This window comes from Blautia marasmi (assembly GCF_900258535.1).
In the GTDB taxonomy this organism is placed as follows: domain Bacteria; phylum Bacillota; class Clostridia; order Lachnospirales; family Lachnospiraceae; genus Blautia; species Blautia hominis.
This window is the reverse complement of record NZ_OIWX01000001.1, coordinates 5,014,192-5,030,419: the sequence shown is the minus strand read 5'-3', so window position 1 is coordinate 5,030,419 and position 16,228 is coordinate 5,014,192. Positions and strand designations below refer to the sequence as shown.

The window sequence follows — 16,228 nt, the reverse complement described above, 5'->3', positions numbered from 1 at the left end:
CACTATTCGTTTTTTATATTATAAACGCATTTTGTGCCGCTGTAATTATGGAATGGGTTAAACTTTCCCATCCTCCTTTGTCCTTTTGGACAAAGCCGAATCTCTTAGCAGGCGCAGAACAGCAGCCGCTTCATAGAGACGCCCGGCTTCCGGCATTTTCTGGATCCTGCAGCAAAAAAACGCATGGAGTTTTCCCACCCGGTATTTGACCGTATTTTTATGCAGGTATAAAAGCTCTGCCGTGCGTGCAATATTGCTGTCAGCATCCAGAAGAAAGGTTTCCAGTGTTCTGTAAAGCTCTGCATCCTGTTCCTCCAGCCCTTTGAGACAGGCTGTCTTCTCTAGGATCGCCTTCTCCCCCTGATCCAGAGTCTGCCTGCAGGCACCTGCAAACTCCAGCTCACTTCCTGTCAGGATATGGCGGCAGGGATATATGCATCCGGCATCCTCCGCATATTCTGTACACAGGAGATAAGCGCTGCGCACCTGTGCTGTATCCTGAAGGCCGGGACAGCTCACAAGACGTATCTCTTTGTCTGCCTCCTCATAAAAAGTTTCCAGGATCTGTTCCGGTTCTGTTGTGGTGCACTCCTGTCCGGTAAAAACAACGCCTATTCCCTGATGGGTACCGGATATACAGATTTCAAAATACTGCCCCAGAAATGTGCTGGCATCCCTAACCTCTCTTTCCAGATCTCTGTCCTTTTTCCCGCTCCCTTTCTCCGGCATGAGAAGAAACATATGGTGAATGGATTTCACATCAACGCGGAATATCTCCGCAAGCCTGCGCATTTTCACAGGTTCATCATTTAAGATGGCTTTTAGCAGCTCCTCAATCCCCACATTGCCATACCCTCTGCTCCAAACTCCGATGAACAGTCTCACCGCCTCGGCAGCCTGCAGACAGAGCTGGGCATGTAGTTTTTGGTCCTCACGGACAAGAAACAGACACAGTCCGGCATTGTCGGCATCCCTCACCGGAGCGCAGAACACCCAGCGCCCGGAAGGAAGCCTCTCCATCTCCTTTGACAGCCCCGGCGCCTCTCCATGATAAAACTGCTCCAGTTCCGCCAGAGAGGAAACGCCTGCCTGGGGCCATACCGCCACATTCACAGGGCGGAATCGCCCGTCAACCAGGAAGAGGGAACAGCGCAGCCGGTCGCGCAGCATCCTGACCACGGATTCCACAGTCCTCTGGCTTTCAGGTAGATAACCAAACCGTTCCAGCATCTCTCCCACCAGGTAGGTATCGCGCTTCTGCTCGCTGATAATGGCATGCATAACCTCTGTGATCACTTCACTGTAGCGCAGGTCCATGCGGTTTTTCGGCATACAGATAAGGACAAACCCCAGCTCGTCTGCAAGCGCTGTGACCTCAGGGGCAATTTCCTTCAAAAAGATTCCCACATAATATAGAATCAGCCCCACTTCCCCGCCTTCGTAAAGTCTCCGTATCGTGGCAAGCTGCAGTGGTACATCCTCCCTCGCATTGATAAATCCTGTAATAGCAATCTCTCCGCCATAAAAATCACCGGGGAACAACGCATCATTCATCATCTCGGGATTGGCGTATTCCAGGACCGATATGGAGGTGACCACCTTTTTCAGCCCCGATCTTCCCGCCGCCACACCGGCGCCCAAAAGAGAAGGCAGCTTCAGCAAATCCTCAACCGTAACACTCATCTTGTCTCCCTCCTCCCTGCTCCAAGGCACTTCTGCATATCCTCCGGAAGTTCTGCCCGCACCTGTATCTCTTTTCCTGTAAACGGCTGGATAAGAGATACGCAGGAAGCGTGCAGGGCAGCCCTCTCTATGTGTTCTGAATGGCCTCCGTACAGACTGTCACCCAAAAGGGGATGGCCCATCCATGCCATGTGCACCCGGATCTGATGTGTCCGCCCTGTGGCAAGTGCGAGGCTGACCAAGGCATAGTCCTGCATTTTCTCCCGGACCTGATATTGGGTAAAAGCCGCCTTTCCATGGGAGGTCACACACATCCGCATGAGTTCACCCTCCCTTTTTCCTATCTTTTCTGTGATGATCCCCTCCTCTTTTTCAGGAATGCCCTCCACAAGGGCCAGATATTCTTTTTTAAACTTTCCCTCTTGTTTCTGTCTGGCCAGCCTTCCCGCTGCTGTCCCGTTCTTCGCAAATACCACAATACCTGAGGTGTCCTTGTCCAGCCGCCCCACGCTTCTGATCTTCACATGGGCTCCTGCCTCCTGAAAGTAAAAAGCCAGCATATTGGACAGGGAATCCGTGTAATGCCCGTGGGAAGGATGCACTACAAGACCTGCCGGTTTATTCACCAAAAGCAGGTCCTCATCCTCATACAAAATATCCAGTTCGCCCTTCCTCGGTACAAGATGCAGGGAGGCTGTCCGTTCCTCCTCCAGTTTTACCTCCACTCTGTCTCCGGCGCCCAGCCTGTGGGTGACCCTGACCCTGGCACCGTTCACGCAGATTCCGCCGTCTCTGAATTTAGCCTGCTTTACCTGCCGCCTGGTAAGTCCCATATCATGAAGCAGAAAGTCCGATAGTATCCCATCCCTTTCCGCTCTTTTTTTCCATATCTTTTCCATATTTCTCATCCCTGTATCATTTTTACCGTCCTATTACGGCTGTCTTCTTTTCATTCTAGCAGAGTGCCCGGACCGCGTAAAGACAAATACCCGCAGTTTTCCCCCTAATTCTGAAGTAACTGTTCAAAACCACTTTCAGAACGTTCCTTACCGTGATAGAATGAAAATATATCAATACAGGACCTGAAAGCCGTCCTGAAAAAGGGGATTTTTTATGCACATTAACAGCCTTCATATCAAAAATTTTAAATACATACGGGATATGGAAATCCGGGACATTGAAAATGCCCTGATCCTGGTGGGGAAAAACAATACCGGAAAAACCTCTGTTCTGGACGCCATACGGGCAGTGAACGGTTCTTACCAAGTCCGGGAAAGGGATTTCAACGAGAAAAAACAAAGAGTGGAGATCTCCATGTCTCTGTCCATCTCCAGGGAAGACCTGCAGATGCTCCACCATCATGGGCATGTGAGTATTTACCGCAGGTATACTGCCTGGTACGAGGATTTCTGCAGAAAGCTCCCCTCCTACCAGAACGGAAATCTGACTTTCACTTACACCACCAATGTACTTGGGCAGGAGCGTTTGAGTGACGGTCATGAAAAGCATAACAAATATATCCGGCAGGTACTTCCCCAGATTTATTACATCGGAACTGACAGGCGCCTGGAAGCGCTCCAAAAGGATTTACTGGCCTTTGAGGAGGATGAGCAGTTAAAAAGGATGCGTCTGGATGTGTGTCTGTTCGAGAGCGGCAAACACTGCAGCCGTTGTTTCCAGTGCATCGGCCTGATCAACCAGAAACGCCCGGAGGATCTGACTGCCTTTGAGACCGCAAAGCTTTTGGAATATAAGCTCTGCCAGATGAACCTGACGGATTTTGCCAGGCGGGTGAACACCTGCTTTCACCGGAACGGGGGCTTCGACGAGATCCGCTATACCATGCGCTGCAACATTGACGAAATGTGTTCCGTCACGGCTGAGGCCTACAACACGAAACGCAGCACTGCCACTTTGGTGGAGCATATGGGGGAAGGTATGCGCAGCATTTACATGCTCTCCCTGCTGGAAGCCTACACCCAGGACAGCAACCGGATCCCCAGTGTGATCCTGGTCAAAGACCCTGAGACCTTCCTCCATCCCGAGCTGCAGAAAAAGGCCGGGGAAATCCTGTACCGCCTGTCCAAAAAGAATCAGATCCTGTTCTCCACCCATTCTCCGGATATGATCTTTAACTTCAGCAGCCACCAGATACGGCAGGTGGTTCTGGATGAACAATACTACACCATACTGCGGGAACGGACAGATATGAACCGGATCTTAGATGATCTGGGCTTCAACGCCAGTGATCTTATGAACGTGAGCTTTGTCTTCATTGTGGAAGGCAAGCAGGATAAGAGCCGTCTTCCCCTGCTTCTTCGGAAATACTATTCAGAGATCACTGCTTCGGACGGCAGCCTTTCCAGAATTGCCATCATCACCACCAACAGCTGCACCAATATCAAGACCTATGCCAATCTGAAATATATGAACCAAATTTACCTCCGCGACCAGTTTTTGATGATCCGGGACGGGGACGGTAAAGACAGGGCCGAACTGGCCTCCCAGCTCTGCCGTTATTATGAGGCCAGAAGTTCAGAGGACGTGGACCGTCTTCCCAGAGTCATGCCGAAAAATGTGCTGATCCTAAAATACTATTCTTTCGAAAACTATTTTCTCAATCCCGCCGTCATGGTTCAGATCGGGGTCCTTAAAAAAGAAGAGGATTTTTACAGGATCCTTTTGGAAAAGTGGAAGGCCTATCTCTATAAGATCAAGAGCGGGCGTCACCTCACGGAGATACTCGGATTTGAAATTCAGACAGAGGAAGATCTTAAAAGCCACATGGAAGAATTTAAAATACACATGCGGGGCCACAATCTGTTCGACATTTTCTATGGGCCTTATAAAGCGGAGGAACAGGAATTGCTGAAACGCTATATTGATCTGGCTCCCAGGGCGGATTTCCGGGATATCCTGGATGCGGTGGACCATTTTATTTACTTTGACAGCAGAAAAATATGATAAATAAGACCGCTTTTCGGGCTCGTATATTAACATGCCCACAAAAGCGGTCTTCTCTTTCAATGCCGGCTCTATATTACCGATACATTGCTCCGTATGCATGGCAGGCACGGTAATCTGCACTCTCCTGCCCGTCAGTGCCAAACCCATCCCAACAGTGGGGACGAAATACATCTTCATATCCTACATTATGCATGGATACCGGAATTCTCAGCATAGAGGCCAGTGTGATCAAGTCTTTTCCAATATGTCCATAGACAAAAGCCCCGTGATTGGAACCCCATTTTGCCATAACAGAATACACACTTCCAAATGCCCCTCTGCCCGTGAGATTCGGTGCGAACCAGGTAGTCGGCCAGGTAGGATCTGTTCTTTTATCGATAATCTGATGAACTTCCTCAGGCAGCGTAATGGTATATCCTTCTGCGATCTGCAGTGTTGGGCCTGCTCCTGCGATCAGATTCACTCGGACCAAGGTGACAGGCATCTCAGCTGCTGTCCTAAACTGGGATGAAAATCCCCCTCCTTTAAAATATCCGGCACTTGCAGGGCACCATTTTGTAGCTCTTAAACACGCATCCACATCTGCATCCGTCATATCATACCAGGGTTTCATCACTTGGTTTCCGGCCTTATCCCTGGACTGCCCTGTTCCGTCTAACGCAGCCGCACCGGAATTGATCAAATGGATAAATCCTCCGGCGGCTTTCCCCTCAGGTTCCCATCCTGTCACCCGTTTTACCGCCTCAGGGCTCCAATAACAGCGTACATCAGCAAACACACTGGAACCATTGCTCATCAGATGGCCAAATAACATAGAAACAGCATTTAAAGTATCATTTTCGGTAGCAAGAATAATAGGCTTCCTGGGTCCATTCCAGTCAAATCCCGAATTCAGAAATGCTTCGGAAAAATCTCCAACCGGCTGCCAGTCCGACCACATACGCTGTCCCTGAAACCCACCTGCGATCGCATTTCTTCCAAGACTCTCCTCATAATAACCCTGATCCCTCAGTTTCGGATTGCCAAGCATAATATCACGGATAATCATTGTCATCTTAACGATGAATTTCCATTCCTCATCTTTCTGGCTCCGAGTATGCTGCATTTTATCCGGATTATTATCCATCCCCTCCTGACAGTGTTCCAATGTCCACTTATATGCTCTCTCATATTCTTCTTTATCGTATATCTCTTCTTTGATCCTCCGGTTAATCTCAATCATATCTACAAATTCCGGGCGGATTCCCAAATATTTCTGGAAGAAGTTATCATCACAGTAAGATCCCTGGATTCCCATAGAAACTGCCCCAATATTTACATAACTTTTTCCCCGGATCGTTCCCACTGCTATGGCACACCTGGCAAACCGGAGGATCTTCTCCTGCACATCTTCCGGAATGGAAGTATCTGATTTATCCTGGACATCCTTACCGTAAATACTGAATGCCGGATATCCTTTCTGTGCATGAGCGGAAAGTACCGCTGCCAGATAAACTGCACCAGGGTTTTCCGTTCCGTTAAACCCCCATACCGCCTTCACTGTCATGGGATCCGTATCCATTGTTTCACTGCCATAACACCAGCAGGATGTCACACTTAATGTGCCAACCACATTTTCTCTGGCAAACTTTTCTGCACAGTCCCTGGCCTGTGCGCTGCCGCTGATCGTGGAGTCAGCAATAACACATTGTACATATTCTCCGTCTGTGTCCTTTAAGTTTTCCTCTATTAATATTTTGGCTGCCATAGCCATACTCATAACTTTTTCTTCCAGGTTGGCCCGCTCTGCGCGTCTTCCATCTATAATGGGACGAATCCCTATTTTCGGTTTATTCATAGTTTCTACTCCTGTCTATTCTGTTACTTCCGGAAAATACCACAGCTGCATGGTGCATCCCACAGTTCCAGCGTCTGATCATCCACTTTACAAAATGAAACAGACACCCCACCCAGTTCCTGTGTAGTCAAGCAGTTTCCGCAATAACTACCTGCCACATTCATACCTTTTCCCTCCAGGAAACGAACCAAATCCCGATAAAGAATGGATTGTTCCATCATAGTGGTAGAACCAAGTCCGTTAATAAACACCAGAATATCATCTCCTGACTCATAAGGGCCATCTTCCAGAAGAATAGTTCCCACTTTTTTGGCCAATTCTTCGGAAGAGGGCATGGGGATTCTGTTCGCTCCGCCTCCCTCTCCATGAACTCCCATTCCCATCTCAATCTCATCCTCCGGCAAATCCACCATTTTCATACCAGTAACCGGATGGGTACACTGGGTAAACGCAACACTGAATGTCCTGGTGTTATCTCTGACTTTTTCAAATAGTGCTATGGCATTTTCTATATCGCCGCCCTGTTCCAAAAAAGCCCCCACGATTTTTGTATAAAACAGCATGCCGCCCATGCCGCGCCGCTCCTCTTCAAAACCTTTCGGTGCAGACGCCACATCATCGTAAAATAACACCTTCCTCACATCGATTCCTTTTTCCCTTGCTTTCAAAAACGCCATATTCGCATTCAACACATCCCCGGAATGATTCTGCACGGCCAGTAAAATAGGACTCCCATCGTTTAAAACTTCCAATCCTTCCACGATCTTATCTGCAGATGGGGCTGTAAATACATCTCCCACAATATTCATATCAAACATACCCGGCCCTACCCAGCCAATCACAGCAGGTTCATGTCCGGCTCCGTTTCCCAGTACAAATTTTACTTTATCAGAATTTTTTCTCTCTTTTCTCACCACCTGGTGAGTCCCCGGATTCAGTTTAATGACATCGGAATGCATCATGGTATATCCTTCCAGGGTTTCTTCTACCAATCGGTCTGTCTGATTCTTAATTTTCTTCATTTCTGTTTTCTGACCTCTCTTCTTCTCTGACAAGGAAATCACTGACAGATACAAACAACGCTGCCATTGAGGCTGCACCGGCATCCTTATGTCCTATCGATTTCTCTCTAAGAAAACGTGCCCTTCCTTTTTTCGCCATCATATCCACGGTGTCTTCTGCCCCTCTCTCTGCTGCTTTGCGTGCTGCCAGAAATCCTTCCGATAGGCTCTTTCCCTCTTTGGCTGACTGCTTCAAAACACGAACTGCCGGAGCAAGGGCATCAAACATAGTTTTCTGTCCCTCCTGTACATCCGCCCCAATGCTCACTTCAGATGCCCCTTTTTCAAACATGTCGGCCGCTGCAGACAAGTCAATTTTCTCTTTTCCTGCCACAGCCTGTGCAAATCCCTGAAACAACAAAGCATAAATCGGTCCAATCGCTCCGCCCATACTTGACATCATGGCACTGCCCACATTCTGAAATAATTTTTCCAGTGTTTCCTGGGGCTGCTGTAATATTTGTTGTGCTGCCCTAAAACCCCGGCTGATCGTCACTCCATGATCCCCATCCCCCAGTCCCGAATCTAATTCACAGAAATATTTTTCCTGGGAGATCATTTCCTCTGCAACATATTCAAAAAGGGAAACCGTCCTGCACATATTCATCTCAGTCATTGTTTATCCTCCTTACCGGAAAATAAGTAGTATATGTCTCATATCCGATTTTATAAATCGGCTTGAATACAAAGTTTACAGGCTGATTTATTGTTTTCCATCCGGTCAGCCAATCTGCCCATCTTCGCTCATCATAAGGTACCAGTATTTCTTCGGGTTTTTCCTTATAGTAGAGTGTTCTCTCCTCCTCTATAAGACCTGCAAGCGCCACAGGCCCATCCAGAAATGCCACCGTATCGGGTCGTTCCGGCAAAGGCCAGACCATGACTGCTTTCGGCAATGTAACCACAATCTCATTTTCTTTCCATGTTCTCTTAAGTGTCACAAAACCCTTCTCATCTTTACTGCAGACAACTTCCTCCCCATCTATGGTAATACTCATAGGTCCGCTTAGCCACCAGGGTGTCCGCAGAGAAAGTGAAAAAACCGCATCCTCTGTACATTTTACATGAATCTTAACCCTGATAAAATTTGGCCGGTTTGTAATCTCCCGGTTCACTTTCTCAATACGGATAATTTCACCTGTACAGCTGTCAATCCTCTGTTCAAGCTTCACCTGTCTCCCATCCACTGTAAATACGGCATCTCCCTCCTGATACTGGGGCGAAAAAATCTGATTCCCTTCCCGGAAAAATAATGCCTGATGAAAAGAAGCATTAGCCTGCATCAACGTGTTGTGACAACACCAGAAATCTTTTATGCGGGAGCCCCACACCTTTTTCGCACCTGCATGGAGGGGCAGATAGTAAGCCACGTATCCATATTTAGGTTCCAGTGTATCACCACCAAACTGTTCAAACTTATCTTCTTTATAAAATCCCTGGGCAAAGATCCCGTTATAAAGATTCCTTTCCCAATAGTCTGCATATTCTGCTCTGCCTGTCCATCGGAACAGATAATCTGCCAGACGCATCATATTATAAACAAGGCAGTGTTCCTGATTCGTATCGCTGAGTCTGGATCCATGAGACTGCTCCGGCGTCCAGGCCTCACCACTCGTCTGCCCTCCGGTCACATACATACCAGACTTATCCACTGCAATTTTCCAATAGCGTTCCACGAGCCTACGGTAACGTTCTTCTCCCGTAACTTCGTATGCTCTGGCAGCCCCCATAATTTCAGGAACCGTAGAATTGGCGTGCATATTGACCAGGGGATTTTCTTCGGTTTCCAACAATCTAAATAAATCTTTTCTCTCATATCTTCGCATAAGCTCCAAATGATCCGGCTCCTTGGTCACTGCGTACAAATCTGCAAACAGTTCCATAAGTCCTCCCGTTTCCTCCCACATCATCTGCGCCATCTGCTCATCCCTGATATTTTCCGTATAACGTAGAAACCAGTCAGCGGCTCTTTTCACGATTTCCAACGCTTGTTCGTTTCCTGCCAGACGGTACATGTCCAGAAGCCCCGCCATCGTTTTGTGGCATACATACTGAGGTGCCCATGTCCGTTTTCCTTCTTTCAGCCACAGAAGATATTTTTCAGGAATTGAAAAACACCATTCCCCGCCATTTTCCCTCTGACATCTTCCAATCTCCCTGACTATTTTATCCGCACGTGCTTTGATCACTTCATCACCGGTTTCGGAATAAAGCAGGGCTGCTGTACTCAGCCAATGGCCGCATACGGTACCGCGAATCATGGAAAGAGGAGAATCCCACCCTCCATGCATGGTTTTGGGAAGATAGGTGATCCTGATGATCCCGGCCTCATGGTAGTATGGGAGAAGCAGATTTTCTGTGGTCAGACTCATCATATATTTTCTGTCTTCCTCCCTCCTCCACTCCAGGATACCTTTCACTTTTACATTTTCATATAATGACTGCAGCATAATTTTTTCTCCAATCTTCAGCCTTTGATGGCGCCAATCATAACACCCTTTTCAAAATGTTTCTGTATAAACGGGTATACGATCAGCATAGGAAGCGACGATATAATGATAATGGCATATTTTACCGTATCCGCATAAACCTGGTCATAAGAACCAAGGCCACCGCCGCCAGTTCCGCCGGTTCCAAATACATTGTTCACAATAAGAATTTCACGCAGTACAAGCTGCAGAGGATTCAGTGACTGATCTCTGATATAAATCAAACCGGTAAAGAAATCATTCCAATGGGCTACCATGTAGTAAAGCATAATGACGGAAACGATTGCCTTGGAAAGCGGTATGGCCACTGATGTAAAGAATTTAAAATCACTGCATCCGTCAAGGGACGCCGCCTCATGGAGTTCCTGCGGAATGGAATTTTCAAAAAATGTTCTTGCAATGATCAGGTTGTATACGTTCACTGCAAAAGGGATAATAAACACCCAGATGGTGTTTGTAAGGTGCAGATTCTGCATAAGCAGGTATGTAGGAACAAGTCCTCCATTAAAAAACATAGTGAACACAAAAATCATCATTATGGTTTTTCTTCCCCGCAAATCTTTTCTGGAGAGCGCATAAGCTGCCGGAAGCGTAGCGAACATATTGACCGCGGTTCCAAACACAGTATAAATAAGTGTGTTTTTCAGCCCTGTCCAGATACGGGTATCTTCAAATACTTTCTGAAAGCCAAACAAGCTCATCCCCTTAGGCCACAGCAGCACCTTTCCTTTGGATACCAGCAGAGGGTCACTGACAGAAGCCAGGATCACAAAATACAGAGGATATGCCACAACAATAAATAAGATAACCAATAACGCCGCCACTACTATGTCAAATACCCTGTCACTGACACATTTCTGTCTCCAATTTGCTATTTTTTTATTCACTGTGTGCACCTCCTAGAACAAACTGGTATCAGATACCTTTTTCGATATCCTGTTTACCACTACCAGCATGATAAAATTAATAAGGGTATTAAACAGCCCAATCGCAGCGGAATAGCTGTACTGGTTCGAGCGGATACCTATTTTATACACGTAAGTAGAGATCACTTCCGCTACAGATATATTAGAGCTGTTCTGCATCAGGAATACTTTCTCAAATCCCACATTTAAAATATTTCCCATATTCAGAATCAGCATAATGATCATGGTTGGAACCAGACACGGAATATCCACATGCCGGATCACCTGCCACTTATTAGCACCGTCCACCTTACAGGCATCGTAAAGCTGAGAATCCACAGAGGACAAGGCTGCCAGAAAGATAATGCTGTTCCATCCTGCATGCTGCCAAATATCTGACAATACATAGACCGGGACAAATGCCATCTTGTCCCCCAGCAGATTAATATCAGCACCGAACATTCCAAACAGAGAACTTATGATACCTGTATTCGGAGCCAGAAGAACATTAAGAAGCCCTACCATAACTACCATGGATATAAAATGCGGCGCATAAAAAGTTGTCTGAAGTATCTTCTTTGTTCTTTTTTTCTTTATCTGGTTCATCAGCAAAGCCAATATAATGGGGATTGGAAACCCCAGTATCAATGTGGTAAAACTGATGACAAATGTATTGCGCAGGATATCTGTAAACTGGAAGGATTTGAAGAACTTAATAAAATAAGTCAGCCCCACAAATTCTCCGCCCGTGAGTCCTTTTGTAAAATCAAACTCACGGAATGCAAGCTGAATTCCATACATAGGGCCGTAATTGAAAATAACAATGGAGAGAATTGCCGGAATCAGCATCAGCCAGAGCTGATATCTTCTCTTCATATTTTTGAAAAATGGCTCCTGCTTTGCCATTTCATTCTTTTTGCTCTTAGAGAACGCTTTCATATAGGGCCGTCCTTTCTATTTTTATACTGCCCGGAATGCATTACGCATTTCGGGCAGCGGTCATACTATTTCGCATCTTTATATGCATCATACTGCTTCTGGATAATTTCCATCACCTGTTCCATACCGGCATTCTTAAGCGCCTCCACGTGACTGTCCCAATCACTGTCAGCTCCCCCTTCTGTTACCCATTTGGAAAAATTCGTACTGGTTACACTGGTTACGTCTGTATTGATCAGGGACATATTGCTATTATCTTCCTGACTGAATTTCATAAAGGCTCTGGGATATACATCATTTTCTGTGTCAATCTCAGATGTCACAGGTGTGAATACAGCGTCCAGTTCTGTAACTGCCTGTAGATCCGTGGGAAGCGTCACATTCATATCATCAGAGATATACATTGGACCTCTGTCCGCCAAGGCATTCATCCATTTCCATGTTCCCGGGTCTTTACTGGTGTCTTCCGGAGGAAGTACGGTGTAACTTCCATCATCATTTTTCTCAATACATTTACCCAGAGAACCAAATAACACCTGGATGCTGTTTTCAGGAGCATAGAAAGCATCAATATACTTCATAGCAGCCTCTTTGTCTGCACAATTGGCAGACATCATGATCGCGTTCTGCACATAATTAACATCATTGTACTCATAATCCCATGACACTTCACCGGTATAATCAGCCGTTGGTTTCAAAGGAGGGCATCCCTCATACTGCTCGGCCAATGCTGCACCAAAACGATCAAGGGCATCAAAGCCGAATGTAAAACCAACAATTGCCTTATCATCTCCGCTTCCCCTGGAGAGAGACTGGAATTTGGAATAATCCTGAGTAAAGACTTCCTGATTGATCAGACCGGCTTTCCAGCACTTATTCAGAAAATTACATAAATCTTTAAAGGATTCATTCATATAATAGTTATTGACCTTACCGTCTTTTATGTAATAACCGTCGCCGCTCAGATAATTGGCCGTTATACCGTATCCGCCCAGCATTGCCAACGCGGTAAAACTTCCGTTATTGGGACTTGGGGCCCAATCCATAGGAATTTCATCTGCAATTCCGTTCCCGTTAGGATCATTTTCTTTAAAAGCTACCAGAACATCATACAGTTCATCCAGATTTGTAGGCATAGATAATCCTAAATTATCCAGCCATTGTTTGTTGATCATCTGATGGTCCGCGGTAAGCGGCCAAAATCTCTGATATTTGGGAATTCCATAGATTGCCCCATCCAAAGAAGTAGCCATCTGTTTTGTTTCCGGTTTCTCTTCAAACATCTTTTTAATATTCGGAGCATTTTCCTCAATCAAAGAAGTCATATCCTCAAACATTCCCGGATAGGTGGCAAAATCCGCATCCCCTACAGTCCCTGTGCCGATAATTAAATCCGGTATTTCCCCACCTGCAAGCAGTGTACTTTTCTTATCCGTCCACGACACCTCCGCCACCTGTTCCCAGGTCATCTCGACTCCTGCCTGATCTGCAATATCTGAAAGATATTGATGAGTGGCCACATCCTCTGTCAGAGAAGACGTAACAACTAATGCAGTTAATTTTGCCTTTCCGTCTGTTGTTGTCTCAGCTCCTTTTGTCTTTTCCCCATCTTTGCCGCTGCCACCGCATGCGGTCAGCCCTGCAACCATAGTGGCTGCCAGAAATAATGACACCAGTTTTTTTACTTTCATACATTTTCCCTCCATACATAGTTTTGCTTTGTAACATCGATGTCACACAAAGCTTAAACGTATCTTGTTCTTATGCCCTGATTATATACATACATGGTGTAAAACGTCAATATAATTTGTCGAATTACATCTTTTTTCGTCTTTTTACACAATATGACTCTAGTCTTTTTATTTATTATTGCCATACTTTAGTGACATCGATGTCAGTAAAGGCACAATCCCCTCCTTACATATCAACCACTGAATTTCGTTCTACCAGTCTCGGCATTAAAGAAATCATCTTCGTGTAACGCCGTCCCTGCTGTATTCTCTCCATCAGCAGTTCGGCTGCATTCTGCCCCACCTGTTTCTGTCTCATATCCACAGAAGTGAGTTCCGGATAAGCACAGGAGCAGTAATCTGTATTATCCAAAGTCACAATTGATAACTGATCGGGAACTACGATTTTTTTCTCCCTGCAGGCCTGGAGACATCCAATTCCCATCAGATCATTACAAGCTACAAGTCCGGTCATCGTCAGGCCTTTCTGTCCTAAATATTCGGAATATTTCTCATATCCTCCCTCTTTTGTGAAATCAGAATGTACAACCAGTTTTTCATTGTAAGAAATATGAGAATCCTCCAGCGCTTTCTGATATCCCTCTAAACGTTCATACCCCATCTGTTCTTCAATATCACCCACCAGCAATCCCACTTTCTTATGGCCTTTCCTCAGCAAATATTCTGTTGCTATGTAGGCGGCTTTCCTATAATCCACATAGGCACAGTCGAAATTCTCCTCATCGCTAAAGCTGTCATAATGGTTTGTAAGTACCACAGGCATCCCTGAAGTCCGTATTTTTTCCATAAGACGATCATCAAAATTAAATGATAAGATTATCATTCCATCCACGAACCGTTCCTTCAGGGAATCCACAATCTCCATCTCTTTTTCCGCATTATGGCCTGTATGAGCCAAGATCATGTAATACCCCTGTTTTTCCAACACATTGTTCACTTCCCTCATCATATCGAAATAATAAGGATTATAAATATCAGGGATACAGAACATCACTTTTTTGGTTATCTTATTCTTCAGACTTTTTGCTGCCTGTACTGGAACATAATTCAGTCTTTTTGCTGCCCTCTCCACCTTGATTTTAGCCTCCTCACTGCAATAGCCCCTGCCGCTCAAAGCCCTGGCCACTGTTGAAGGGGACAGTCCGGTCTCTTTTCCAATATCATAAATCGTACTCATGTGTGATCTCCTTTTCTTGTGTCATATTTTAAAGAATCAGATTGTATCTCATTTCGTCATTAATACAAACCTCTATAATGGATTTTAACAAATTTTTCATTTTTTTCAAGCTATTTTTCATTATTTTGTCGAAAACAACTTGACATATAGAAACACTCATGCTAAATTTGTGATATCGATGTCATACTAATATCTTAAATTGTGTTTTGCGTACATAGGAGGTAATGTTATGAATCTTACAGATTTGACACAGCTTTCCAATTCCCGTACACGCTCTATTTGTCCGGAACATTTTTCAGGAGAGCCAGGTAAGGGAGGCATGTGTCCGCTTAATGAAGGTACCGCTAAGGCAGCGGCCAGAGACCTTGGAATCGGCTGGAAGGTAAATCCTTATATTATTATCCAACCAAAAGAAACGTTTGAAATAGCTCATATCACAGATTCCGGAATGATCAACCATATCTGGATGACTCCCACAGGAAAATGGAGGAACGCTATTATCCGTTTTTATTGGGATGGTCAGGAAAACCCATCCGTGGAATGCCCCGTAGGTGATTTTTTTGCATCGGGCTGGAATGAATATGCCCAGCTCTCCTCATTAGCTGTTTGTGTGAATCCCGGAAGTGCTTTTAACTGCTATTGGCAGATGCCTTTCAGAAAAGAATGCCGTATCACCATTGAAAACCTGGCGGAAGAACCAGTCACTTACTACTACCAGATTGATTACGAGCTGAAAGAAATACCCGAAAATTGTGCTTATTTCCATGCTCAGTTCCGACGTGTGAATCCACTGCCCTACAAGGAAGTCTACACCATTTTAGACGGCGTGGAAGGCACCGGGCATTATGTGGGAACCTATATGGCTTGGGGCGTGAATAACCGGGGATGGTGGGGCGAAGGAGAAATCAAATTTTACATTGACGATGACAAGGAATATCCCACGATCTGCGGGACCGGCACAGAAGATTATTTCTGCGGCTCTTATAATTTTGAAGATCCTTTCACGCATGACCACTATTGCCCTTTTACCACACCTTACAGCGGCCTACATCAGGTGATCACACCTGATAAGCTTTATGCAAGCCAATTCCGTTTTGGAATGTACCGCTGGCATCTTACAGACCCAATCCGTTTTACCGAAAAACTCAAGGTTACCATTCAGGCACTTGGCTGGAGAGAAGGTGGAAGATATCTCCCTCTGCAGGACGATATCGCATCTGTGGCTTACTGGTACCAAACTTTACCACAGGTAAAATTCCCGCGCTTACCTGACAAGGACTATCTGGAAATAATTTAATCGAAACACGTTCCTGATGACATACATAACAAAAGACGGATCTAGGCAGAAACCTGTCAATCCGTCTTTTACTATCTTATCCATCTCGGCATATCTGCCAATTTTTACACCTCTATACTCAT

General features: G+C 45.7%; 12 protein-coding genes. 2 read left to right on the top strand and 10 right to left on the bottom strand.

Going from position 1 to position 16,228, the window contains the following annotated elements; all coding sequences use genetic code 11:
* Positions 1-57 precede the first annotated feature (57 nt).
* Positions 58-1,683: a PucR family transcriptional regulator gene (locus C6P39_RS21975; protein ID WP_104805199.1), complete on the bottom strand. Its 1,626-nt coding sequence runs from the start codon at positions 1,681-1,683 to the stop codon at positions 58-60.
* Entirely contained in the window at positions 1,680-2,582 is a 903-nt protein-coding gene (locus tag C6P39_RS21970; protein ID WP_158661664.1) for an RluA family pseudouridine synthase, read from the bottom strand. Before C6P39_RS21970 ends, C6P39_RS21975 begins: the two co-directional genes overlap by 4 nt.
* Before the next feature lie 214 nt (positions 2,583-2,796).
* On the opposite strand from C6P39_RS21970, the gene C6P39_RS21965 reads away from it, so the two are divergent.
* A complete protein-coding gene (locus tag C6P39_RS21965) occupies positions 2,797-4,647 on the top strand; it encodes an ATP-dependent nuclease (RefSeq protein ID WP_104805197.1) in 1,851 nt (616 codons plus the stop codon).
* A gap of 76 nt (positions 4,648-4,723) precedes the next feature.
* On the opposite strand, the gene C6P39_RS21960 is transcribed toward C6P39_RS21965, so the two are convergent.
* The 8 genes from C6P39_RS21960 to C6P39_RS21925 all read right to left on the bottom strand — a co-directional run bounded on the left by C6P39_RS21960 (position 4,724) and on the right by C6P39_RS21925 (position 14,809).
* Positions 4,724-6,487, bottom strand: a complete 1,764-nt coding sequence (locus C6P39_RS21960) for an L-fucose isomerase (protein WP_104805196.1) — start codon at positions 6,485-6,487, stop codon at positions 4,724-4,726.
* A gap of 23 nt (positions 6,488-6,510) precedes the next feature.
* Positions 6,511-7,509 carry a dihydroxyacetone kinase subunit DhaK gene (locus C6P39_RS21955; RefSeq protein WP_158661663.1) on the bottom strand — a complete coding sequence of 333 codons (999 nt, stop codon included), beginning with the start codon at positions 7,507-7,509 and terminating at the stop codon, positions 6,511-6,513.
* Positions 7,496-8,164, bottom strand: a complete 669-nt coding sequence (dhaL, locus tag C6P39_RS21950; RefSeq protein ID WP_104805194.1) for a dihydroxyacetone kinase subunit DhaL — start codon at positions 8,162-8,164, stop codon at positions 7,496-7,498. The genes C6P39_RS21955 and dhaL overlap by 14 nt, the downstream gene beginning before the upstream one ends.
* A complete protein-coding gene (locus C6P39_RS21945; RefSeq protein ID WP_104805193.1) occupies positions 8,157-9,998 on the bottom strand; it encodes a beta-L-arabinofuranosidase domain-containing protein in 1,842 nt (613 codons plus the stop codon). Before C6P39_RS21945 ends, dhaL begins: the two co-directional genes overlap by 8 nt.
* A 17-nt stretch (positions 9,999-10,015) precedes the next feature.
* Complete coding sequence (locus tag C6P39_RS21940) at positions 10,016-10,924, bottom strand: carbohydrate ABC transporter permease (RefSeq protein WP_242987107.1); 909 nt, start codon at positions 10,922-10,924, stop codon at positions 10,016-10,018.
* Positions 10,925-10,936: 12 nt separating this feature from the next.
* Entirely contained in the window at positions 10,937-11,881 is a 945-nt protein-coding gene (locus C6P39_RS21935; protein WP_242987106.1) for an ABC transporter permease, read from the bottom strand.
* A gap of 65 nt (positions 11,882-11,946) precedes the next feature.
* Complete coding sequence (locus C6P39_RS21930) at positions 11,947-13,572, bottom strand: type 2 periplasmic-binding domain-containing protein (RefSeq protein WP_104805192.1); 1,626 nt, start codon at positions 13,570-13,572, stop codon at positions 11,947-11,949.
* Between the two features lie 226 nt (positions 13,573-13,798).
* Entirely contained in the window at positions 13,799-14,809 is a 1,011-nt protein-coding gene (locus C6P39_RS21925) for a LacI family DNA-binding transcriptional regulator (protein WP_104805191.1), read from the bottom strand.
* A 229-nt stretch (positions 14,810-15,038) separates the two neighbouring features.
* Between C6P39_RS21925 and C6P39_RS21920 the strand changes: the two genes are divergently transcribed.
* Complete coding sequence (locus C6P39_RS21920) at positions 15,039-16,106, top strand: glycoside hydrolase family 172 protein (RefSeq protein WP_104805190.1); 1,068 nt, start codon at positions 15,039-15,041, stop codon at positions 16,104-16,106.
* Positions 16,107-16,228: the final 122 nt, after the last annotated feature.